This window comes from Nocardiopsis sp. NPDC049922 (genome assembly GCF_040660275.1).
Lineage (GTDB): Bacteria > Actinomycetota > Actinomycetes > Streptosporangiales > Streptosporangiaceae > Nocardiopsis.
Genome location: NZ_JBFAME010000003.1, coordinates 25,647 through 41,765 on the forward strand (window position 1 = coordinate 25,647; position 16,119 = coordinate 41,765).

15 protein-coding genes are annotated in these 16,119 nt (G+C 72.1%); 12 read left to right on the plus strand and 3 right to left on the minus strand.

Annotated elements, in window-relative coordinates; all coding sequences use genetic code 11:
- The first annotated feature begins 164 nt into the window (after window positions 1-164).
- From AB0I72_RS06765 to AB0I72_RS06780, 4 genes are all read left to right on the plus strand, one after another.
- Window positions 165-761: a PadR family transcriptional regulator gene (locus AB0I72_RS06765; protein ID WP_358563823.1), complete on the plus strand. Its 597-nt coding sequence runs from the start codon at window positions 165-167 to the stop codon at window positions 759-761.
- Window positions 748-1,368 (plus strand): GyrI-like domain-containing protein, encoded by a 621-nt coding sequence (locus AB0I72_RS06770; RefSeq protein ID WP_358563825.1) that lies wholly within the window; start codon window positions 748-750, stop codon window positions 1,366-1,368. The genes AB0I72_RS06765 and AB0I72_RS06770 overlap by 14 nt, the downstream gene beginning before the upstream one ends.
- A 36-nt stretch (window positions 1,369-1,404) precedes the next feature.
- Window positions 1,405-2,937, plus strand: coding sequence for a sodium:solute symporter (locus AB0I72_RS06775; protein WP_358563826.1), 1,533 nt, complete (start codon window positions 1,405-1,407; stop codon window positions 2,935-2,937).
- Between the two features lie 220 nt (window positions 2,938-3,157).
- Window positions 3,158-4,084, plus strand: a complete 927-nt coding sequence (locus AB0I72_RS06780) for a glycine betaine ABC transporter substrate-binding protein (RefSeq protein WP_358564571.1) — start codon at window positions 3,158-3,160, stop codon at window positions 4,082-4,084.
- A 92-nt stretch (window positions 4,085-4,176) separates the two neighbouring features.
- Here AB0I72_RS06780 and AB0I72_RS06785 read toward each other — a convergent pair whose 3' ends face one another.
- Window positions 4,177-5,124 (minus strand): YafY family protein, encoded by a 948-nt coding sequence (locus tag AB0I72_RS06785; RefSeq protein WP_358563828.1) that lies wholly within the window; start codon window positions 5,122-5,124, stop codon window positions 4,177-4,179.
- Between the two features lie 68 nt (window positions 5,125-5,192).
- Between AB0I72_RS06785 and AB0I72_RS06790 the strand changes: the two genes are divergently transcribed.
- Window positions 5,193-5,585, plus strand: coding sequence for a VOC family protein (locus AB0I72_RS06790; protein WP_358563830.1), 393 nt, complete (start codon window positions 5,193-5,195; stop codon window positions 5,583-5,585).
- A gap of 133 nt (window positions 5,586-5,718) precedes the next feature.
- Here AB0I72_RS06790 and AB0I72_RS06795 read toward each other — a convergent pair whose 3' ends face one another.
- Entirely contained in the window at window positions 5,719-6,285 is a 567-nt protein-coding gene (locus tag AB0I72_RS06795; RefSeq protein WP_358563832.1) for a dihydrofolate reductase family protein, read from the minus strand.
- Window positions 6,286-6,427: 142 nt separating this feature from the next.
- A complete protein-coding gene (locus AB0I72_RS06800; RefSeq protein ID WP_358563834.1) occupies window positions 6,428-6,970 on the minus strand; it encodes a GNAT family protein in 543 nt (180 codons plus the stop codon).
- 271 nt (window positions 6,971-7,241) lie between these two features.
- On the opposite strand from AB0I72_RS06800, the gene AB0I72_RS06805 reads away from it, so the two are divergent.
- The 7 genes from AB0I72_RS06805 (at window position 7,242) to AB0I72_RS06835 (ending at window position 16,070) form a co-directional block, all read left to right on the plus strand.
- On the plus strand, window positions 7,242-7,538 hold the full coding sequence (locus AB0I72_RS06805; RefSeq protein ID WP_358563836.1) for a hypothetical protein: 297 nt from the start codon (window positions 7,242-7,244) through the stop codon (window positions 7,536-7,538).
- Window positions 7,539-7,716: 178 nt separating this feature from the next.
- Entirely contained in the window at window positions 7,717-10,149 is a 2,433-nt protein-coding gene (lon, locus tag AB0I72_RS06810) for an endopeptidase La (RefSeq protein ID WP_358563838.1), read from the plus strand.
- Between the two features lie 187 nt (window positions 10,150-10,336).
- On the plus strand, window positions 10,337-12,115 hold the full coding sequence (locus AB0I72_RS06815) for a siderophore-interacting protein (protein WP_358563840.1): 1,779 nt from the start codon (window positions 10,337-10,339) through the stop codon (window positions 12,113-12,115).
- Window positions 12,108-13,169 (plus strand): iron ABC transporter permease, encoded by a 1,062-nt coding sequence (locus tag AB0I72_RS06820; RefSeq protein WP_358563842.1) that lies wholly within the window; start codon window positions 12,108-12,110, stop codon window positions 13,167-13,169. Before AB0I72_RS06815 ends, AB0I72_RS06820 begins: the two co-directional genes overlap by 8 nt.
- The gene (locus AB0I72_RS06825) at window positions 13,166-14,233 is read left to right on the plus strand and encodes an iron chelate uptake ABC transporter family permease subunit (RefSeq protein WP_358563844.1); all 1,068 of its coding nucleotides are present in this window, start codon (window positions 13,166-13,168) and stop codon (window positions 14,231-14,233) included. The genes AB0I72_RS06820 and AB0I72_RS06825 overlap by 4 nt, the downstream gene beginning before the upstream one ends.
- 59 nt (window positions 14,234-14,292) lie before the next feature.
- Complete coding sequence (locus AB0I72_RS06830) at window positions 14,293-15,087, plus strand: ABC transporter ATP-binding protein (RefSeq protein ID WP_358564573.1); 795 nt, start codon at window positions 14,293-14,295, stop codon at window positions 15,085-15,087.
- Entirely contained in the window at window positions 15,084-16,070 is a 987-nt protein-coding gene (locus AB0I72_RS06835; protein WP_358563846.1) for an iron-siderophore ABC transporter substrate-binding protein, read from the plus strand. The genes AB0I72_RS06830 and AB0I72_RS06835 overlap by 4 nt, the downstream gene beginning before the upstream one ends.
- Window positions 16,071-16,119: the final 49 nt, after the last annotated feature.

Consider the following 16,119-nt stretch of genomic DNA (forward strand, 5'->3'; position numbering starts at 1 on the left):
TGGGAACTCCTGCTCGCCGCCCTCAGGCTAACTCCGGTAAACCTGACATTCTACCCAAAAAAGGCATAAGTGAGTCAGTGTCTCACCGCGTCGGTTCGGCCCGCCGATCGGCGCCCGGGGGAGGCGCGGTCGACACACGTTTATTCTAGTACTAGAGTATCGGCATGGCCGACGACCTGACGCCCGCCGAGCTGACCGTGCTCGGCCTGCTCGTGGAGAAGCCGAGACACGGCTACGAACTGGACGAGGTCATCGACGCCCGCGGCGTCCGCGAGTGGACCGAGATCGGCTTCAGCTCGATCTACTACCTGTTGACCCGGCTCCGTGGACGCGGTCTGATCACCGAGGTCGACGCGTCGCCGACGGCACGCGGCAAGGCCCGCCGGGTGTACGGGCCGACGGCCGAGGGGTTCCGGGCGTGCGCGCGGTCGGCCGAGGCGGCGGTGGCCGAACTCCGGCCGGTCTTCCCGCCGCTCCTGGTCGGTCTGGCCAACCAACCGGTCATCGCCCCCGACCGTCTCCGGGACGCGCTCGACCGGCGGGCCGCGGCCCTGACGGAGAGGATCGCCGCCGTCGGCGCGGCCCGCGACGCCCAACCCGACGCACCCGGTTTCGTCCACGCCCTCTTCGACTACGCGCTGGGCCAACTGGCGGCCGAACAGCGGTGGCTGCGGGCCTACCGGGCCGACCTGGCCGAACCCGGCGACCCATCTCACGACACACCCCCCACCAGGAAGGCGGACGGCCATGACGCGCTATGACGTCAAGCGGGAACTCAAGCAGTGCTACGCGCCGAAGAACACCGACTGGGCGCTGGTCGAGGTGCCCGCGCAGCGGTTCCTCGCGATCGACGGCCACGGCGTTCCCCACGCCGACGCCGACTACGGGCGTGCCGTCGAGGCGCTCTACGCCGTCGCCTACACGATCAAGTTCACCAGCAAACGCGAACTCGACCGGGACTTCGTCGTCGGGCCGCTCGAGGGGCTGTGGTGGGCCGAGGACCCGGAGGTCTTCGTCACCCGGGACAAGGACGCCTGGCAGTGGCGCATGCTCATCAGTCAACCCGACTGGATCACCGGGGACCTCGTCGAGGAGGCCAGGGAGGCCGCACTGGCGAAGAAGGGCCTTCCCGCGATCGCCGACGTCCGCCACGAGACCCTGCACGAGGGCACCAGCGCCCAGGTCCTGCACGTCGGCTCCTACGATGACGAGGGGCCCGTCCTCGCCAGGCTCCACCACGAGTACCTCGCCGCCCACGACCTGCGCATGGCCGGGCACCACCACGAGGTCTACCTGAACGACCCGCGCCGGACCGAGCCCGCCAAACTGAGGACCGTCCTCCGGCAGCCCGTGCGTGCGGTGCGCTAGCGGCTCACATCGCACCCCCACCCCCGGAGGCCCGCAGTGCAACCAGTCGATCTCGCGGTCATCGCGGTGTACCTGTCGGGCTCGGCGTGGCTCGGCCTGAAGCTGTCGGGACGGCAGCGCGACACGACGGACTACTTCATCGGCGGCCGACGGCTGCCCTGGTGGGCGGTGTGCCTGTCGGTGGTGGCCACGGAGACCAGCGCCCTGACCGTGATCAGCGTGCCCGGCGTGGCCTACCTGGGCGACGTCACCTTCCTCCAGGTGGCGGTCGGCTACCTGGTCGGGCGCGTGGTCGTCGCCTTCGTGCTGCTGCCCCGCTACCACCGGGGCGAGATGACCACCGCCTACACCTACCTGGGCCGGCGCTTCGGCCGCGGCATGCAGGGCACGGCGTCGGTCGCGTTCCTGTTCACCCGCCTGCTCGCCGACGGGGTGCGCCTGTTCGCGGCGGCCATCCCGATGCGGATCGTCCTGGGCCACTACGGGGTGGACCTGTCCTACTTCGCGATCATCGCCCTGCTGGCGTGCGTCACGGTCCTGTACACCCTCATCGGCGGTATCAGGGCCGTGGTGTGGGTGGACGTGGCGCAGATGGGGCTGTACGCCGTCGGCGGCGCCATCGCGTTGGCCGTCATCACCAGCGGCCTCGACGTGAACTTCCTCGCCGTCGCCGCCGACGCCGGCAAGACCCGGTTCCTCGACCTGGCGTCGAACCCGGTCTCCGCGCCCTACGCGACGGTCACCGCGGTCCTGGGCGGCGCCCTGCTGTCCACCGCCTCACACGGCGCCGACCAGATCATCGTGCAGCGGCTGCTGGCATGCCGCACCCCGCGGGACGCCCAGAAGGCGGTGATCGGCAGCGGCGTCGTGGTGTTCCTCCAGTTCGCCCTGTTCCTCACCGTGGGCCTGGCGCTGTTCTCCTACTTCGACGGCGCTTCCGTCGACCGGCTCGGGCTCTCCGGCTCGGACGAGGTGTTCCCGACGTTCATCGTCGAGGGGATGCCCGCCGGTCTGTCGGGCCTGCTGCTCGCCGGGATCATGGCGTCGGCGATGAGCACCCTGTCCTCGTCTCTGTCGGCGCTGTCCTCCTCCACCATGGCCGACCTGTACGAGCGGTTCAGCCGCCGCGAGCTCACCGACGCCCAGGGCCTGCGGCTGGGGAGGCTGTTCACCCTCGGATGGGGACTGGTGTTCATCGGGGCGGCCGCGATGTTCACCGGCACCGACAACCCGGTCGTCGAGCTGGGCCTGTCCGTGGCCGGCCTGACCTACGGCGGTCTGCTCGGCTCGTTCCTGTTGGGCCTGTGGGTGCGCCGGGCGCGCCAGACCGACGCGCTCGTCGCCTTCTGCGCGGCCGTGGCGACCATGGCCTGGCTGTTCCTGTTCGAGCGCGACCTGGTCGGGTTCACCTGGTACACGGCCATCGGCGTGTCCGTCGTGCTCGGCCTGGGCTCCCTGCTCTCGCTGCGCCACCGCGAACCGGCCGCCGGGACCGCGGGCCGCGTGGACGGGGACGGGACCGTCGACTCCCGCGAGGGCGCCCTGGAGGGCGGAGGGGAACGGCCCTGACGCGCGCGGAGCCGCCGTGCCCGGCGCCGCGGTCCCGCGCGTCGGTGATTTCCGGTTCGGGTGTGCTGCGGGTCATTAATTGACTACGGTTCGGCGGAGCGCCATAATGGATTATGTCCTGAGGATGGATAAATTGTCCTCGGTCATCGAATTCGATCCCTGTGCGGAATGAATTCTATGGCCCGGGGAAAGGATTGCACTGATGCGCAGTCGGCTGAGTATGATCGCGTCTGCTTTCTGTGCTTCGAGTCTGCTGTTGCTCACGGCCTGCGGTGGCCAGCAGGGGTCTGGGCTGGGTGGTTCGGGAAGGGAGGAGATCCGGCTGCTCCAGCAGCCGTGGGAGGACCTGATCGTGGAGAACGAGATCGTTCGGCAGGTCCTCGAGGACAACGGCTATCAGGTGAGTGTCCAGGAGGTCTCCCTGCCCTTTGGCGCGCAGGCACTCGCCGACGGCCACGTGGACGCCTACCTGGGGCACTGGTGGCCGACTCAGGAGCCGTTTTTCGAGGATCGTCTGGAAGCCGGGGACATCGAGGTCCTGAGTACGCTGATGACGGGTACGACCTATGCGCCCGCGGTTCCCGGGTACGTCGCGGACGAGTACGGTGTGCGTTCCTTGGTCGATCTGGCCGAGAACCAGGATCTGTTCGAGAGCGAGTTGCTCGGAATCGAGGCCGGCACCTCGGGCAACCGGCACATCCTCGACGCGATCGCGAGTGATGCGTACGGGCTCGGCGAGTGGGAGCTCGTGCAGTCGAGCAGCGCCGCCATGCTGGTCGAACTCGAACGCCGCGCGGACGCCGGGGAACCGGTCGTGGTCCTGGGCTGGCGGCCCCACTGGATGAACGACGAGTGGGACCTGGTCTACCTCGACGACCCGCAGGGTGTGTGGCCCGGCGCCGGCGAGATTCGCGTTCTCGCGCACGCGGGATTCGCGGACGACAACCCGAACGCCGCGCGCTTCCTCTCCCAGATGGAAGTCGACACCGAAACCGTGTCCGAATGGACCAGGCAGATCAGCAGGGAGAACGTACCCGTCAAAACGGTGGCGCGGGACTGGATCGCGGAGAACACCGACCGGGTCGACGCCTGGCTCGAGGGTGTGGAGGCCGCCGACGGTCAGCCCGCGCGGGCTTTCGGTGCTTGAGGATCACGGAAACGGCGGCCGCGGGAGAACGCCGCCGGCACGGGGGAGCCGCCGCGCGGACGCACACGAGGACCCCGGAAGACGTACGAACGTCATTCGTTGGCCCTGAGCAGCTCCCGGGTCCGGCGGAGCAGCGCCTCGCGCACGGCGTCGGTCGAGAGCACCCGCAGGGAGGTGCCCAGGCCGAGCAGGTAGTCGGCGAGCTGTCCCACGTCGTTGCCGCCGATCTCGACCACGGTGGCGCCGGATCCGTCGGGGCTGTGCGCGCCGATCGTGGGCGGGACCACGGCCAGGGCCCGGTCCAGGGGAAGCGGAAGCCGGATCCTCGCGTACACCGGGTACACGACGCTCGCGATGCCTTGGGAGACGAGCGACGCGGCGTCGGGCGGGTCGACCAGTTCGGCCGGCTCGGCGGTGAGCCGTGTAGCGGTCACGCGGTCGGCCCGGAACGTACGCCACTCGCCCTTGCCGACATCGCGGGCGACGAAGTACCAGCGAAGGCCTGTGTGGACGAGGCGGTACGGATCGACGCGCCGGACGGTCGAACGCCCCGCGTGGTCCCGGTACGACAGCTCGGCGCGCAGCCCGCTGCGGCACGCGCGCGCCAGTTCCAGCAGCGCGTGCAGGCTGATCCGCGGTTCCCGGGACCGCGGGGTGTGCGCCAGGGCGGCGTCGAGTTCGCCCAGCCGGTCGGCCAGCCGCCTCGGCAGGGCCTGGCGAAGCTTCAGAAGGGCCGACAACGCGGCCTGGTCGGCGCCCCGGGCCCCGCTGAGCGCGGCCGTACGCAGACCGACGGCCACGGCGAGGGCCTCCTCGTCGTCCAGGACCAGCGGCGGCAACCGGGCGCCGGGGCTGAGCCGGTACCCGCCCCACGGCCCCGGGTCGGACTCGATGCCGTAGCCGAGGTCCCGTAGCCGGGCGATGTCACGCCGGACCGTCCGGTCGGTCACCGACATGTGCTCGGCCAGCTCGCGGCACGTCCAGACCGGTCGTGTGGACAACAGCGACACCAGGCGCAGCAGTCGAGAAGTGGTACCCATCACAGTCACTCGGTGTGGGGCGGGATGAGGACAGACCCTGTCCGGGTCGCGTCCTACTCTCGCACACCATGAGCACAGCAGACACCTCGTCCACCCCCGTGATCCGATTCCTCTCCGTCGACTTCGACTGCCCGGACCCGGCCGAGCTCGCCCGCTTCTACGGCGACGCCCTCGGGCTGCCCGTGCAGTTCTCCAGCGACGACTTCGTCCTGCTCGGCCGCGCGGGCGCCCCCGGGCTGGGATTCGTCCGGCAGACCGACTACCGGCCCCCGTCCTGGCCGGACCCCGCCCAGCAGAAGCAGGCGCACATCGAGCTGAGCGTCGACGACCTGGACGCCGCGCAGGACCGGATGCTGGCTCTGGGCGCTGTGATGGCGCCGTTCCAGCCGCGGCCCGACGTGTGGCGGGTGCTGCTGGACCCGGCCGGCCACCCCTTCTGCCTCGCCACCCACGGAGTCTGACGCCAGGGGACCGTCCCGCCGAACACCGGCACCCGTGGGAGGCTTCCCCGCCGCGCACGCGACGCGGTGGAGGGGCGACCCGAATCCGGTCGGGCGCCCCTTCCGCCTGGTCGGGCGTCGACGTCGTCGGGGACTACCGGACGACGTCGAAGACCTGCTTCTGCACGCCGTTGGAGTACACCTCGTGCTCGACGAGCTTCAGCTTCTGGGCGTCCTTGTCGGTGTCGCTGAACAGCCGCTTGCCCGCTCCGAGCAGAACCGGGAACACCAGGAGGTGGTAGCGGTCGACCAGCCCGGCGTCGGCGAGGGCCCTGCCCAGGGTGGCGCTGCCGTGGACGGAGATCGGGCCGCCCTCGGTCTTCTTGAGGTCCGCGACGTCGTCGATCGAGCTCAGGATCGTGGCGGGCCAACGCGGGTCGTCCTCGGTCAGCGTCGTGGAGACCACGTACCGGGGCATGGCGTTGTACCCCGCGAACTCGTCCGTCATCGTCGGCCAGACCGGCGCGAACGCCTCATAGCTGCGGCGACCCATGAGCAGCGCCGTGGCCTCCTCCTGCTCGCGCGTCTTGATCTCGTAGGCCGCCGGGTCCATCTCGACGCTCTTGAAGGTCCAGCCGGTGTTGCGGTACCCGGGCTCGCCGCCGGGGGCCTCCATCACGCCGTCGACGGACACGAACGCGGTGACGATCAGTGGGCGCATCTTCGGTCTCCTCCATCACTTCTGTGTGCTGCCTTCATCCTCCCGTCGAACGGACCCGTCCTCGATCGACACCCCGCCCGACATTTCTTCGAGGGCGGTGTGCCCGAGCATCCGTGCTCCAGGGCTGAGTACGCCGGGGATCTCAGCCCTTCGATCCCGGCTTCCAGTCCTGGGCGAGGAGCCCGAGCAGCACCTGGTCCACGAACTCGCCCATCACCCAGGCCGAGGAGCGCAGCACGCCCTCGCGGACGAAGCCGTTGCGCTCGGCGGAGCGCAGCATCGCGGCGTTGTCCGCCAGCGTCTCGACCTGCAGCCGCCGCAGGCCGCGCACGACGAATCCGTAGTGGCACAGCACCGCGACCACGTCGGTGCCGTAGCCCTTGCCCCGGGAGGACGGCAGCAGCCCCAGCCCGATGTGCGCGGACCGGTTGTGGTTGTCGATGCCCCACAGCACCGCGGTGCCGACCAGTGCGCCGCCGTCCAGCTCCACCACGGAGAACGGGACGTTTCCCTGTTCCTTGTCGTCCACCGTGAGCGGCGACGCCGTCGAGCCGGGGGTGATCGGCCGCCACGGTCGGGCCTGCGATCGCGAGTGGGTGACCACGTCGTCGTAGAGCCCGGCCTGCAGGATCGGGATGTCGTCCTCGTGCCGGGCCCTGAGCCCGACCTCGCTGCCTCTGAGCATCCAAGATTCCTATCCGACCGGGCTGGCCGACGGCAAACCGATAAGGAGCTGGTCTTCACGACCGAGAGGGGTGGGGCCCGAGTCTGTCGGGACCGGCCCGCCTCGTCGGACACGTGCCCGAACCCGAACCGCCCATCGGGCATCGGACCGTGCGGATGAAGGATCCGTGACACGACGAGCGGATCGGACACCCCCACGAATACTGAGGCCCCGTATGCGAGCACCCCGAGCAGAAGAGACGCGTCCCCGTCGGGGCCCACGGTCCCGGCCCGTGGCGGTGGCGGGCCTGGTGATCGCGGTCCTCGGGCTGATCGGCGTGCTCCTGCTGCTCGTGACACCGGCCAGCCACCACCTGGGCTCACACGAACCCAGCCCCTGCCACCCCGTGGTCCCCTGGGTGTTCCAACCGAGCGATCCGCTCTTCGACAACGAACGGCTCGGCTCCTGGACGAGGGGCCAGTGCGCCCTCGCCCGCCAGGACCGGATCGCGACGGTGCTGATGGTGGCCGTACCGACGGCCGCCTCCGGTGCGCTCGGCGTGGGCGGCCTGCTGTTCCGTCGGCGCTGATCAGCCGGGTGTTTCGAGCGATGACGTCAGCGGTTCCCGGATTCACCGCCCCCGCGCGTGCGGCTCCGGCTTCCCGTCATCGGCCCCCGGGGGGCGTGATCGCTGAGGGCGAACACGGGATCGGGAAGATAACTCGGCTCCTTTTTATTGAGTCTGTTTGACTCAACTAGGAGGATTCATGAGTGAGACTCCCGCCAGCGTGACCTTCCCGGTGCTTCCCCTCGATGACGACGTCGTCCTGCCGGGCATGGTCGTACCGGTCGACATGACCGAACCCGAGGTGCGCGCGGCCGTCGACGCGGCGCAGGCCGTCGCGCGGTCGGGCGGCCACCGTGACTCCGCGAAGGGCCCCGAGGTCCTTATCGTGCCGCGCGTGGACGGCTCCTACGCCGCCGTGGGCACCGTCGGCGTCGTCGAACAGGTCGGACGCACCCGCGAGGGAACCCCCGCCGCCGTGCTGCGCGGCACGGCCCGCGCCCGCGTCGGCAGCGGCACGACCGGCCCCGGCGCGGCCCTGTGGGTGCTGGCCACCGTGCACACCGAGCCGGAGGGCGAGTACCCGGGCAAGGTGCTGGAGGCGGCCCGCGAGTACAAGTCGCTGCTCACCACCTACCTGCACAAGCGCGGCGCCTGGCAGGTCCTGGACGGCGTGCAGCAGATCACCGACCCCAGCCGCCTCGCCGACCGCGGCGGCTACTCGCCGTTCCTGACCGCCGAGCGCAAGCTCGAACTGCTGCGGACCTACGACGTCCTCGACCGCCTGCACCTGCTCACCGAGTGGACCCGTGAGTACCTCGCGGAGTTGGACGTCACCGAGAGCATCGACCGCGACGTCCAGGAGGGCGTGGACAAGCAGCAGCGCGAGTTCCTGCTGCGGCGGCAGATGGAGGCCATCCGCAAGGAGCTCAACGAACTCGACGGCCGCCCCGGCAGCGAGGAGGACGACTACCGGGCGCGGGTCGAGGCGGCCGACCTGCCCGAGCACGTGCGCGGGGCCGCGCTCGACGAGGTCGACAAGCTGGAGCGGGCGGGCGACTCCTCGCCGGAGTCCGGCTGGATCCGCACCTGGCTGGACACCGTCCTGGACATGCCGTGGAACGAGCGGACCGAGGACGCCTACGACATCGCCGGGGCCCGCGAGGTCCTGGACGCCGACCACACCGGCCTGACCGACGTCAAGGACCGGATCACCGAGTACCTGGCCGTGCGCAAGCGCCGCGCCGACCGTGGGCTGGGTGTGGTCGGCGGGCGCCGCAGCGGCGCCGTGCTCGCCCTGGTCGGCCCGCCGGGGGTCGGAAAGACCTCGTTGGGCCAGTCGGTCGCGCGCGCCATGGGCCGCCGGTTCACCCGGGTGGCGCTCGGCGGCGTCCGCGACGAGGCCGAGATCCGCGGCCACCGCCGCACCTACGTCGGTGCGCTTCCGGGGCGGATCGTCCGGGCGATCAAGGAGTCCGGGTCGATGAACCCGGTGGTGCTCCTGGACGAGATCGACAAGGTCGGCTCCGACTTCCGAGGCGACCCCACGGCGGCGCTGTTGGAGGTGCTGGACCCGGCGCAGAACCACACGTTCCGCGACCACTACCTGGAGGTCGACCTCGACCTGTCGGACGTGGTGTTCCTGGCCACCGCCAACGCCCTGGACACGATCCCCGGCCCGTTGCTGGACCGGATGGAGCTGGTGGAGCTGGACGGCTACACCGAGGACGAGAAGGTCGCGATCGCCCGCGACCACCTGCTGCGCAGGCAGGTCGAGCGGGCCGGGCTGGTCTCGGCCGACGGCGAGCCGGAGGTGGAGGTCACCGAGGACGCGTTGCGGTCGCTGGCCGCGGAGTACACGCGGGAGGCGGGTGTGCGCGGCCTGGAGCGGACCATCGCCCGCATTCTGCGCAAGGTCGCCTCCGCGGCGGCCCTGGGGGAGCGGGAGACGCCGGTCCGGGTGGACACCGGCGACCTGCGCGGCTACCTGGGACGGCCGAGGCACACCCCGGAGTCGGCTGGTCGGACCTCGGTGCCGGGCGTGGCCACCGGCCTGGCGGTGACCGGGGCCGGGGGAGACGTGCTGTTCGTGGAGGCGTCGCTGGCCGACCCCGAGTCCGGGGCGGGCGGGCTGACGCTGACCGGTCAGCTCGGCGACGTGATGAGCGAGTCGGCGCGGATCGCCCTGTCCTACCTGCGGGCCAGGGGCGCCGAACTGGAGCTGCCGGTGGGCGACCTCAAGGAGCGCGGCGTCCACCTGCACGTCCCGGCGGGCGCCGTCCCCAAGGACGGGCCGAGCGCGGGCGTCACCATGACCACCGCTCTGGCCTCGCTGCTGTCGGGGCGGCCCGCCCGCGCGGACGTGGCGATGACCGGTGAGGTCTCGCTGACCGGCCGGGTGCTGCCGATCGGCGGCGTCAAGCAGAAGCTGCTGGCGGCGCACCGGGCGGGGATCACCACGGTACTGATCCCCGAGCGCAACGAGCCCGACCTGGACGACGTTCCGGAGGAGGTGCTGCGGCAGCTGACCGTGCACGCGGTCGGCGACGTGCGCCAGGTGCTGGAGCTGGCGCTGGAGCCCGCCCGCCCCTCCACCGCCCTCGACGGGGACGCCTCGCGTGCCGCCCGGGTCTGAGCCGGTCGCCGCCACGGTGTGATCCCGTGCGACCCCGCCGCTCCGGGAGCCGGTTCGGGCTCCCGGAGCGGCGCTCGCTCCCGATGCGACGCCGCGTGACCCACGAGACGGAGGGTGTTCCGGTACTGAATTTCCCGATAGGTTAGGCTCGCCTTTATTAGGATAGCCTTCCCTTGGGAGTTCCCTCATGCCCCGTACCTCCAGGCCCCTGCGGGTCCATCCCATCGTGCTGCGCCGCGCGACGGTGACCCGGGTCGTCGACGTCACCCCGAACACGCGCCGCCTCACGCTCACCGGGGACGACCTGACCGCCGGGGAGATGGGGGAGGGGCACCCGCGTCCGCCGTTCCGGTCGGACGGGTTCGACGACCACGTCAAGATCGTCGTCCCGCCCGACGACGGCACGGCGCCGCACATCGGCACCCAGCAGGAGACCCGGTTCGCCTGGAACCCCGAGGTGCTCACCCGCACCCGCGACTACACCGTGCGCGGATGGGACCCCGAGGCGAACACGTTCGACGTCGACGTCGTCCGCCACGACCACGGCCTGGCGTCGGCCTGGGCCTACCGGGCGCGGCCCGGGGACGAGCTCCACTTCGCCGGTCCCAAGTCCTGCGCCCTGCGCAACGACGAGGCCGACTGGCACCTGCTGGTCGGCGACGAGACGGCGCTCCCCGCGATCGGCCGCTGGCTGGAGGAGGCCCCCGAGGGCACCCGAGGCCACGTGATCGTCGAGGTCCCCACCGCCGCGGACATCCAGGAGATCCCCACCGCGGCGGACGTCGAGATCGAGTGGCTGGTCCGCGGCGACGTCCCCGCCGGAACCAGCACCCGGATGCTGGAGGCCGTCCTGCGCCTGACGCTGCCGGAGGGACGCGTCTACGCGTGGGTCGGCGGCGAGGCGATGACGGTCGCCCCCATCCGCCGCCACCTGCGCAAGGACGTCGGCCTGCCGAAGGAGGACACCGAGGTCGTCGGCTACTGGCGCCGCCCCGAGGCCCAGGCGGCCCCCTCGGGCGACGACGCCGAGAGTCTCGTGCCCGCGGCGGAGGACGGTGAGCGGACCACGATGGACCTGCTCAACGAGGCGCACGAGCTGACCGAACTCGCCCCGCCGATCATCGCGCGCGTCGCGGTCACCCTCGGCGTCGGGCCGCTGGTCGCCTCCGGCGCCACCACCCTCGACCGGCTCAGCCGGGGGACCGGCGTCGAAGCGGACCGCCTCGCCCTCCTGCTCGACGCCATGACCGCGTTGGGGCTCATCGAGCGCGACGGCGACCACTACCGCAACACGGCCCTCGGCGGCGTCCTCATGGAGGACTCGACGGTGGAGGCGCTCTCCCTCGACAACCCGGCCAACCGCGAGGCGCTCGCCCTCGTCGACCTCGTCGACGTCCTGCGCTCCGGCGGTCGTTCGACCCGGGCGGGCACGCCGTCGTGGCGTGAGCGCCGGGCGGCCGACGCCGCCCTCGACACCGCCCACCAGGACCGCGCCGCCGACCTGCTCCAGTACGTGTTGGAGCCGCTGGCGCGGCTCGCCCCCGTCGCCGACGCCCGCACCCTCGCGGTCGTCGGCGACGCCGCCCCGTACGTGGCCTCGCGGATCGCGGGCGGTCGGACGGTCCAGCTGCCGGGCGCCGACGAGAGCCGGTGGCCCGCCCACGACTGCGCGATCCTCGTCAGCGCCCTGGAGGGCCGCTCCGACGAGGCCGCGCTCGACCTGCTGCGCGCCGCGCTCACCGCCGGTCCCGCCGTCGTGCTCGCCGAGCGGACGGCGGACAAGGCCGCCACCGACGAGCACGTCGCCGAACACGCTCTGACCAGCCTCGCGCTCACGGGCCTCGTACCGCGCACCGGCGACCGGATCGCCCGGCTCCTGCGCGAGGCGGGCGCCTCCACCGTGGAGCGCGCGACCCTCGGCTGGGGGTTCGGCTCCTACGGGACCGTGACCGTCGCCCGTGTCTGAGTCCACCGTCGCCGCACCCGGGGACCGGGGCGTGGACGGACACCCCGGTGCCGCCGCCTCCCGTGCGCGGACGCCGCTGATCCTCCTCGGCCTGACCGCCGCCCTGGTCCTCGCCTGCGTCGTGAGCGTGTTCGTCGGCGCCGAGCACGTCGATCCCGCACGCGTGCTCGTCGTGTTCTCCGGCGCGGGCGACCGCGAGGCCGCGGTGCTGGTGTTCGACTACCGGATGCCCCGCACGGTCATCGCGATCACGGTCGGCGCGGCCCTGGGCGCCGCCGGCGCCCTGATCCAGGCCCACACCCGCAATCCGCTCGCCGACCCTGGCATTCTGGGCGTGAACGCCGGCGCCACGCTCTTCGTCGCCATGGCGATCCTGGTGGGTCTGCCGGCCACGGTCAGCGCGCTCGTGTGGCCGGCCCTCGCGGGCGCCGCCTGCGCGACGGCCGCCGTCCTGCTGCTCGCCTCGACCGGTCGCGGCCCGGCGACCCCCGTCCGCATGACCCTCGCCGGTGTCGCGCTCACCGCGGTGTTCGGCGGCGTCACGACGGCGGTCAGGCTGTTCGACCAGGAGACCTTCGAGCGGTACCGCTCGTGGGTGGCGGGTTCGGTCGCCGGGCGCTCCCTCGGCGATCTGGCGGCCGTCACGCCGTACATCGTCGTCGGCCTGGTGCTCGCGCTCCTGCTGGTGCGCTCGCTCAACGCGATCGCGCTCGGTGAGGACATCGCCGCCTCGCTCGGCGTCAGCGTCCGGCGCACGCGGGTGCTCACGGTCGGCGCGGTCACGCTGCTCGTCGGCGCGTCCACCGCCGTGGCGGGTCCCATCGGCTTCCTCGGGCTCCTGGCGCCGCACGTGTGCCGCCTGCTCGTCGGCAACGACCACACGCGCGTCATCCCGATGTCGATGCTGGTCGCGCCGGTCGTGCTGCTCGTCGCCGACACCCTGGCGCGCGTGGTGGTCCCGCTGCGCGAGATACCCGTCGGCGTCGTGACGGCGTTCGTCGGCGCGCCGCTCCTCATCTGGCTCATCTGCGACCGGAAGGTGCACACCCAGTGAGCGTCTGGATCAGGGCCGAGCGCGGCTCGATCGTGGTGCGGACACCCGGGCGCCCACCGGTGTCGGGGCGGCTCCACGCGCGCACCCTGCTCGTGTGCGCGGGGCTGCTCGCGATGACCGCGGCCGTGACCCTGGCGGCGCTCATGCTCGGCACCGTCGTCTACTCCCCGGGGGAGGTCGTGCGGGCGCTGTTCGGCGAGGCGGAGGCGTCGGCCGAGCTGTTCGTCGTCCAGTGGCGTCTGCCGCGCGCGGTGGCGGCCGCGGTGTTCGGCGCGGCGCTCGGAGTGGCCGGGGCGTACTTCCAGAGTGTGACCCGCAACCCGCTGGGCAGCCCGGACATCATCGGTTTCTCGGCGGGGGCCTCGGCGGGCGGCGTCGCGGTGGTCGCCTACGTCGGTTCGGGCTTCGCTCTGGTCGCCGGAGGCGCGCTCCTGGGCGGGTTCGCCGTCGCGGCGATCGTGCTGCTGCTCTCGCGCGGGGGCGGTGTCGCCGGGTTCCGGCTGATCATCGTGGGCATCGGTCTGAGCGCCATGCTCGCCAGCCTGGAGGCGTGGTTCATGCTCTCCGCGGACCTCGCGATCGCCCAGGCCGCCGCCCTGTGGGGCGTGGGCACGCTCAACGGCACGAGCTTCGAGTACACCGGGCCCGCGATGGTCATCGCGCTCGTCGCGACGCTCGTCTCCGGTGTGCTCCTCCAGCGCCGCCTCGGTCTGCACGACCTCGGTGAGGACCTGTCCGCCTCGCTCGGCGTCCGGGCGTCGCACACACGGCTCATGGCGGTCGTCGCGGGCGTCCTGCTCGTGGCGGTCGTGATCGCGGCCGCCGGTCCGATCGCGTTCGTCGCGCTGGCCGCACCGCACGTCGGGCGCGGGCTCGCCGGTTCGACGGGGGCCTCCCTCGCCCCGGCGGCCTGCGCCGGGGCCCTCATCCTCGCGAGCGCCGACCTCGCCGCCCAACACGCCGTCCCCGGCCACTCCTTCCCGGTCGGCGTCGCCACGGTCGCGGTCGGCGGCCTCTACCTCGTCACCCTGCTCGTCCGAGAGAACCGGAAGGGAACCCTGTGAGCACGTCCGACGGTTCGCCGTCCGCCGCCGCGGTCCCGCTGCGGGCCGACGACATCACCATGGCCTACGACACGCGGGTCATCGGCGAGCACCTGACCGTCGACATCCCCGACGGCGAGTTCACCGTGATCATCGGCCCGAACGCCTGCGGCAAGTCCACCCTGCTGCGCTCCCTGGCGCGCCTGCTCAAGCCCACCGCGGGCACGGTCCGCCTCGACGGCGCGGACATCCACACCCTGCGCGCCAAGGAGGTGGCCACGCGGCTCGGACTGCTGCCGCAGTCGGCCGTCGCACCCGCGGGCATCTCGGTGTTCGACCTGGTGCGCCGCGGCCGCTACCCGCACCAGTCGATCCTCTCCCGCTGGAGTGAGGAGGACGAGCGGAGCGTGCGCCGCGCACTCGACCAGACCGGCGTGACCGCGCTCGCCGACCGTCCGATCGACGAGCTGTCCGGCGGCCAGCGCCAGCGCGCGTGGGTGGCCATGGCGCTCGCCCAGGAGAGCCCGATCCTGCTGCTCGACGAGCCGACCACCTTCCTGGACGTCGCGCACCAGATCTCACTGCTCGACCTGTTCGCCGACCTCAACCGGACGGGCGGGCGCACGATCGTGGCCGTCCTGCACGACATCAACCACGCGGCCCGCTACGCCGGGCACCTCATCGTGATGTCGCGCGGGCGCGTCGTCGCCGAGGGCCGCCCCGCGGACGTGCTCACCACCGCACTCCTGGCCGAGGTCTTCGACATCGAGGCCTCCATCATCGAGGACCCCGTCAACGGCGGTCCGCACGTCATCACCAGACACCGGGGCGGCGCCTCCGCCCCGGCCACCGAGCACCGGAAGGTCGCCCCATGAAGTCCACCCTCGTCCCCCTCGCCGCGGGCGCCGCGGCCCTGTCCCTCGCCCTCGTCGGCTGCGGGTCGACCAGCACCGACGACGGTGACGCGGGAGGCGCGGGCACGGTGCAGACCCGGACCGTCACCGACTCCACCGGCGCCGAGGTCGAGGTCCCCGCGACGCCCGAGCGCGTCGTCACCCTCCACTACGCGGCCACCCAGCCCGTCTACGACCTGGGGTTCACCCCCGTGGGCCAGGGCGCCTTCGAGCCGGGCATCGTCCCCGAGGAGCTGACCGAGGAGATCGAGTCGGTCCCGGTCGTCGCCGAGGGGCCCGAGCCCGACCTGGAGGCGATCGCCGGACTCACGCCCGACCTGATCCTGGCCGGGAACATCCACGAGGAGGAGCTCGTCAGCCAACTGGAGGCCATCGCCCCGGTCTACGTCTACACCCACCGCGGCGGCGACCGGGCCAGGTGGGACCTGCGCACCGAGGAGATCGCCGACGCGCTGGGCGTTCCCGAGCGGGCGGACGAGCTCGCGGACGCGTTCGAGGCGCGGCAGCGGGAGATCGCCGACACCTACGCCGACGTGATCGAGGGGACGTCGGTCGGCGTCATCGGCGCCTACGAGGAGAACAACTTCTACGCGTGGGGCGAGGACAACATGAGCGGCACCCTGTTGACGCCGCTCGGCTTCACGTGGTCCGAGCAGGAGAACGCGACCGTCGCCGACGAGGCGGAGCCGGAGGCCGTCGTCTCGAACGAGCGGCTCGGTTCGGTCGTGGGCGACGCGGACGTGCTGTTCATCGACTCGAACCTGCGCGGCGAGGTCAACGCGTTCATGGCGGACCTCCAGTCGACGCCGCTCTACCAGGAGCTCCCCGCGGTCGAGAACGGGCGCGTGTACGCGGCGGGGAAGAACACCGTCGCGGGCTACACGGACGCCGACTACACGCTCGACCGCGTGGAGGAGGCCCTCCGGGACATGCGGCAGGAGTAGGCCGGTCACCTGACCGGATCGGCTCCGGCCACGGGTCGCGGACCGCCCC

What these genes read in the sequence shown, in the direction of transcription:
- AB0I72_RS06770 (WP_358563825.1), top strand. Translation starts at nt 748, where the DNA reads ATGACGCGCTATGACGTCAAGCGGGAACTCAAGCAGTGCTACGCGCCG.
- AB0I72_RS06830 (WP_358564573.1), top strand. Translation starts at nt 14,293, where the DNA reads ATGGCCTACGACACGCGGGTCATCGGCGAGCACCTGACCGTCGACATC.
- AB0I72_RS06780 (WP_358564571.1), top strand. Translation starts at nt 3,158, where the DNA reads ATGATCGCGTCTGCTTTCTGTGCTTCGAGTCTGCTGTTGCTCACGGCC.
- AB0I72_RS06790 (WP_358563830.1), top strand. Translation starts at nt 5,193, where the DNA reads ATGAGCACAGCAGACACCTCGTCCACCCCCGTGATCCGATTCCTCTCC.
- AB0I72_RS06815 (WP_358563840.1), top strand. Translation starts at nt 10,337, where the DNA reads ATGCCCCGTACCTCCAGGCCCCTGCGGGTCCATCCCATCGTGCTGCGC.
- AB0I72_RS06800 (WP_358563834.1), bottom strand. Translation starts at nt 6,970, where the DNA reads ATGCTCAGAGGCAGCGAGGTCGGGCTCAGGGCCCGGCACGAGGACGAC.
- AB0I72_RS06795 (WP_358563832.1), bottom strand. Translation starts at nt 6,285, where the DNA reads ATGCGCCCACTGATCGTCACCGCGTTCGTGTCCGTCGACGGCGTGATG.
- lon (WP_358563838.1), top strand. Translation starts at nt 7,717, where the DNA reads ATGAGTGAGACTCCCGCCAGCGTGACCTTCCCGGTGCTTCCCCTCGAT.
- AB0I72_RS06835 (WP_358563846.1), top strand. Translation starts at nt 15,084, where the DNA reads ATGAAGTCCACCCTCGTCCCCCTCGCCGCGGGCGCCGCGGCCCTGTCC.
- AB0I72_RS06765 (WP_358563823.1), top strand. Translation starts at nt 165, where the DNA reads ATGGCCGACGACCTGACGCCCGCCGAGCTGACCGTGCTCGGCCTGCTC.
- AB0I72_RS06785 (WP_358563828.1), bottom strand. Translation starts at nt 5,124, where the DNA reads ATGGGTACCACTTCTCGACTGCTGCGCCTGGTGTCGCTGTTGTCCACA.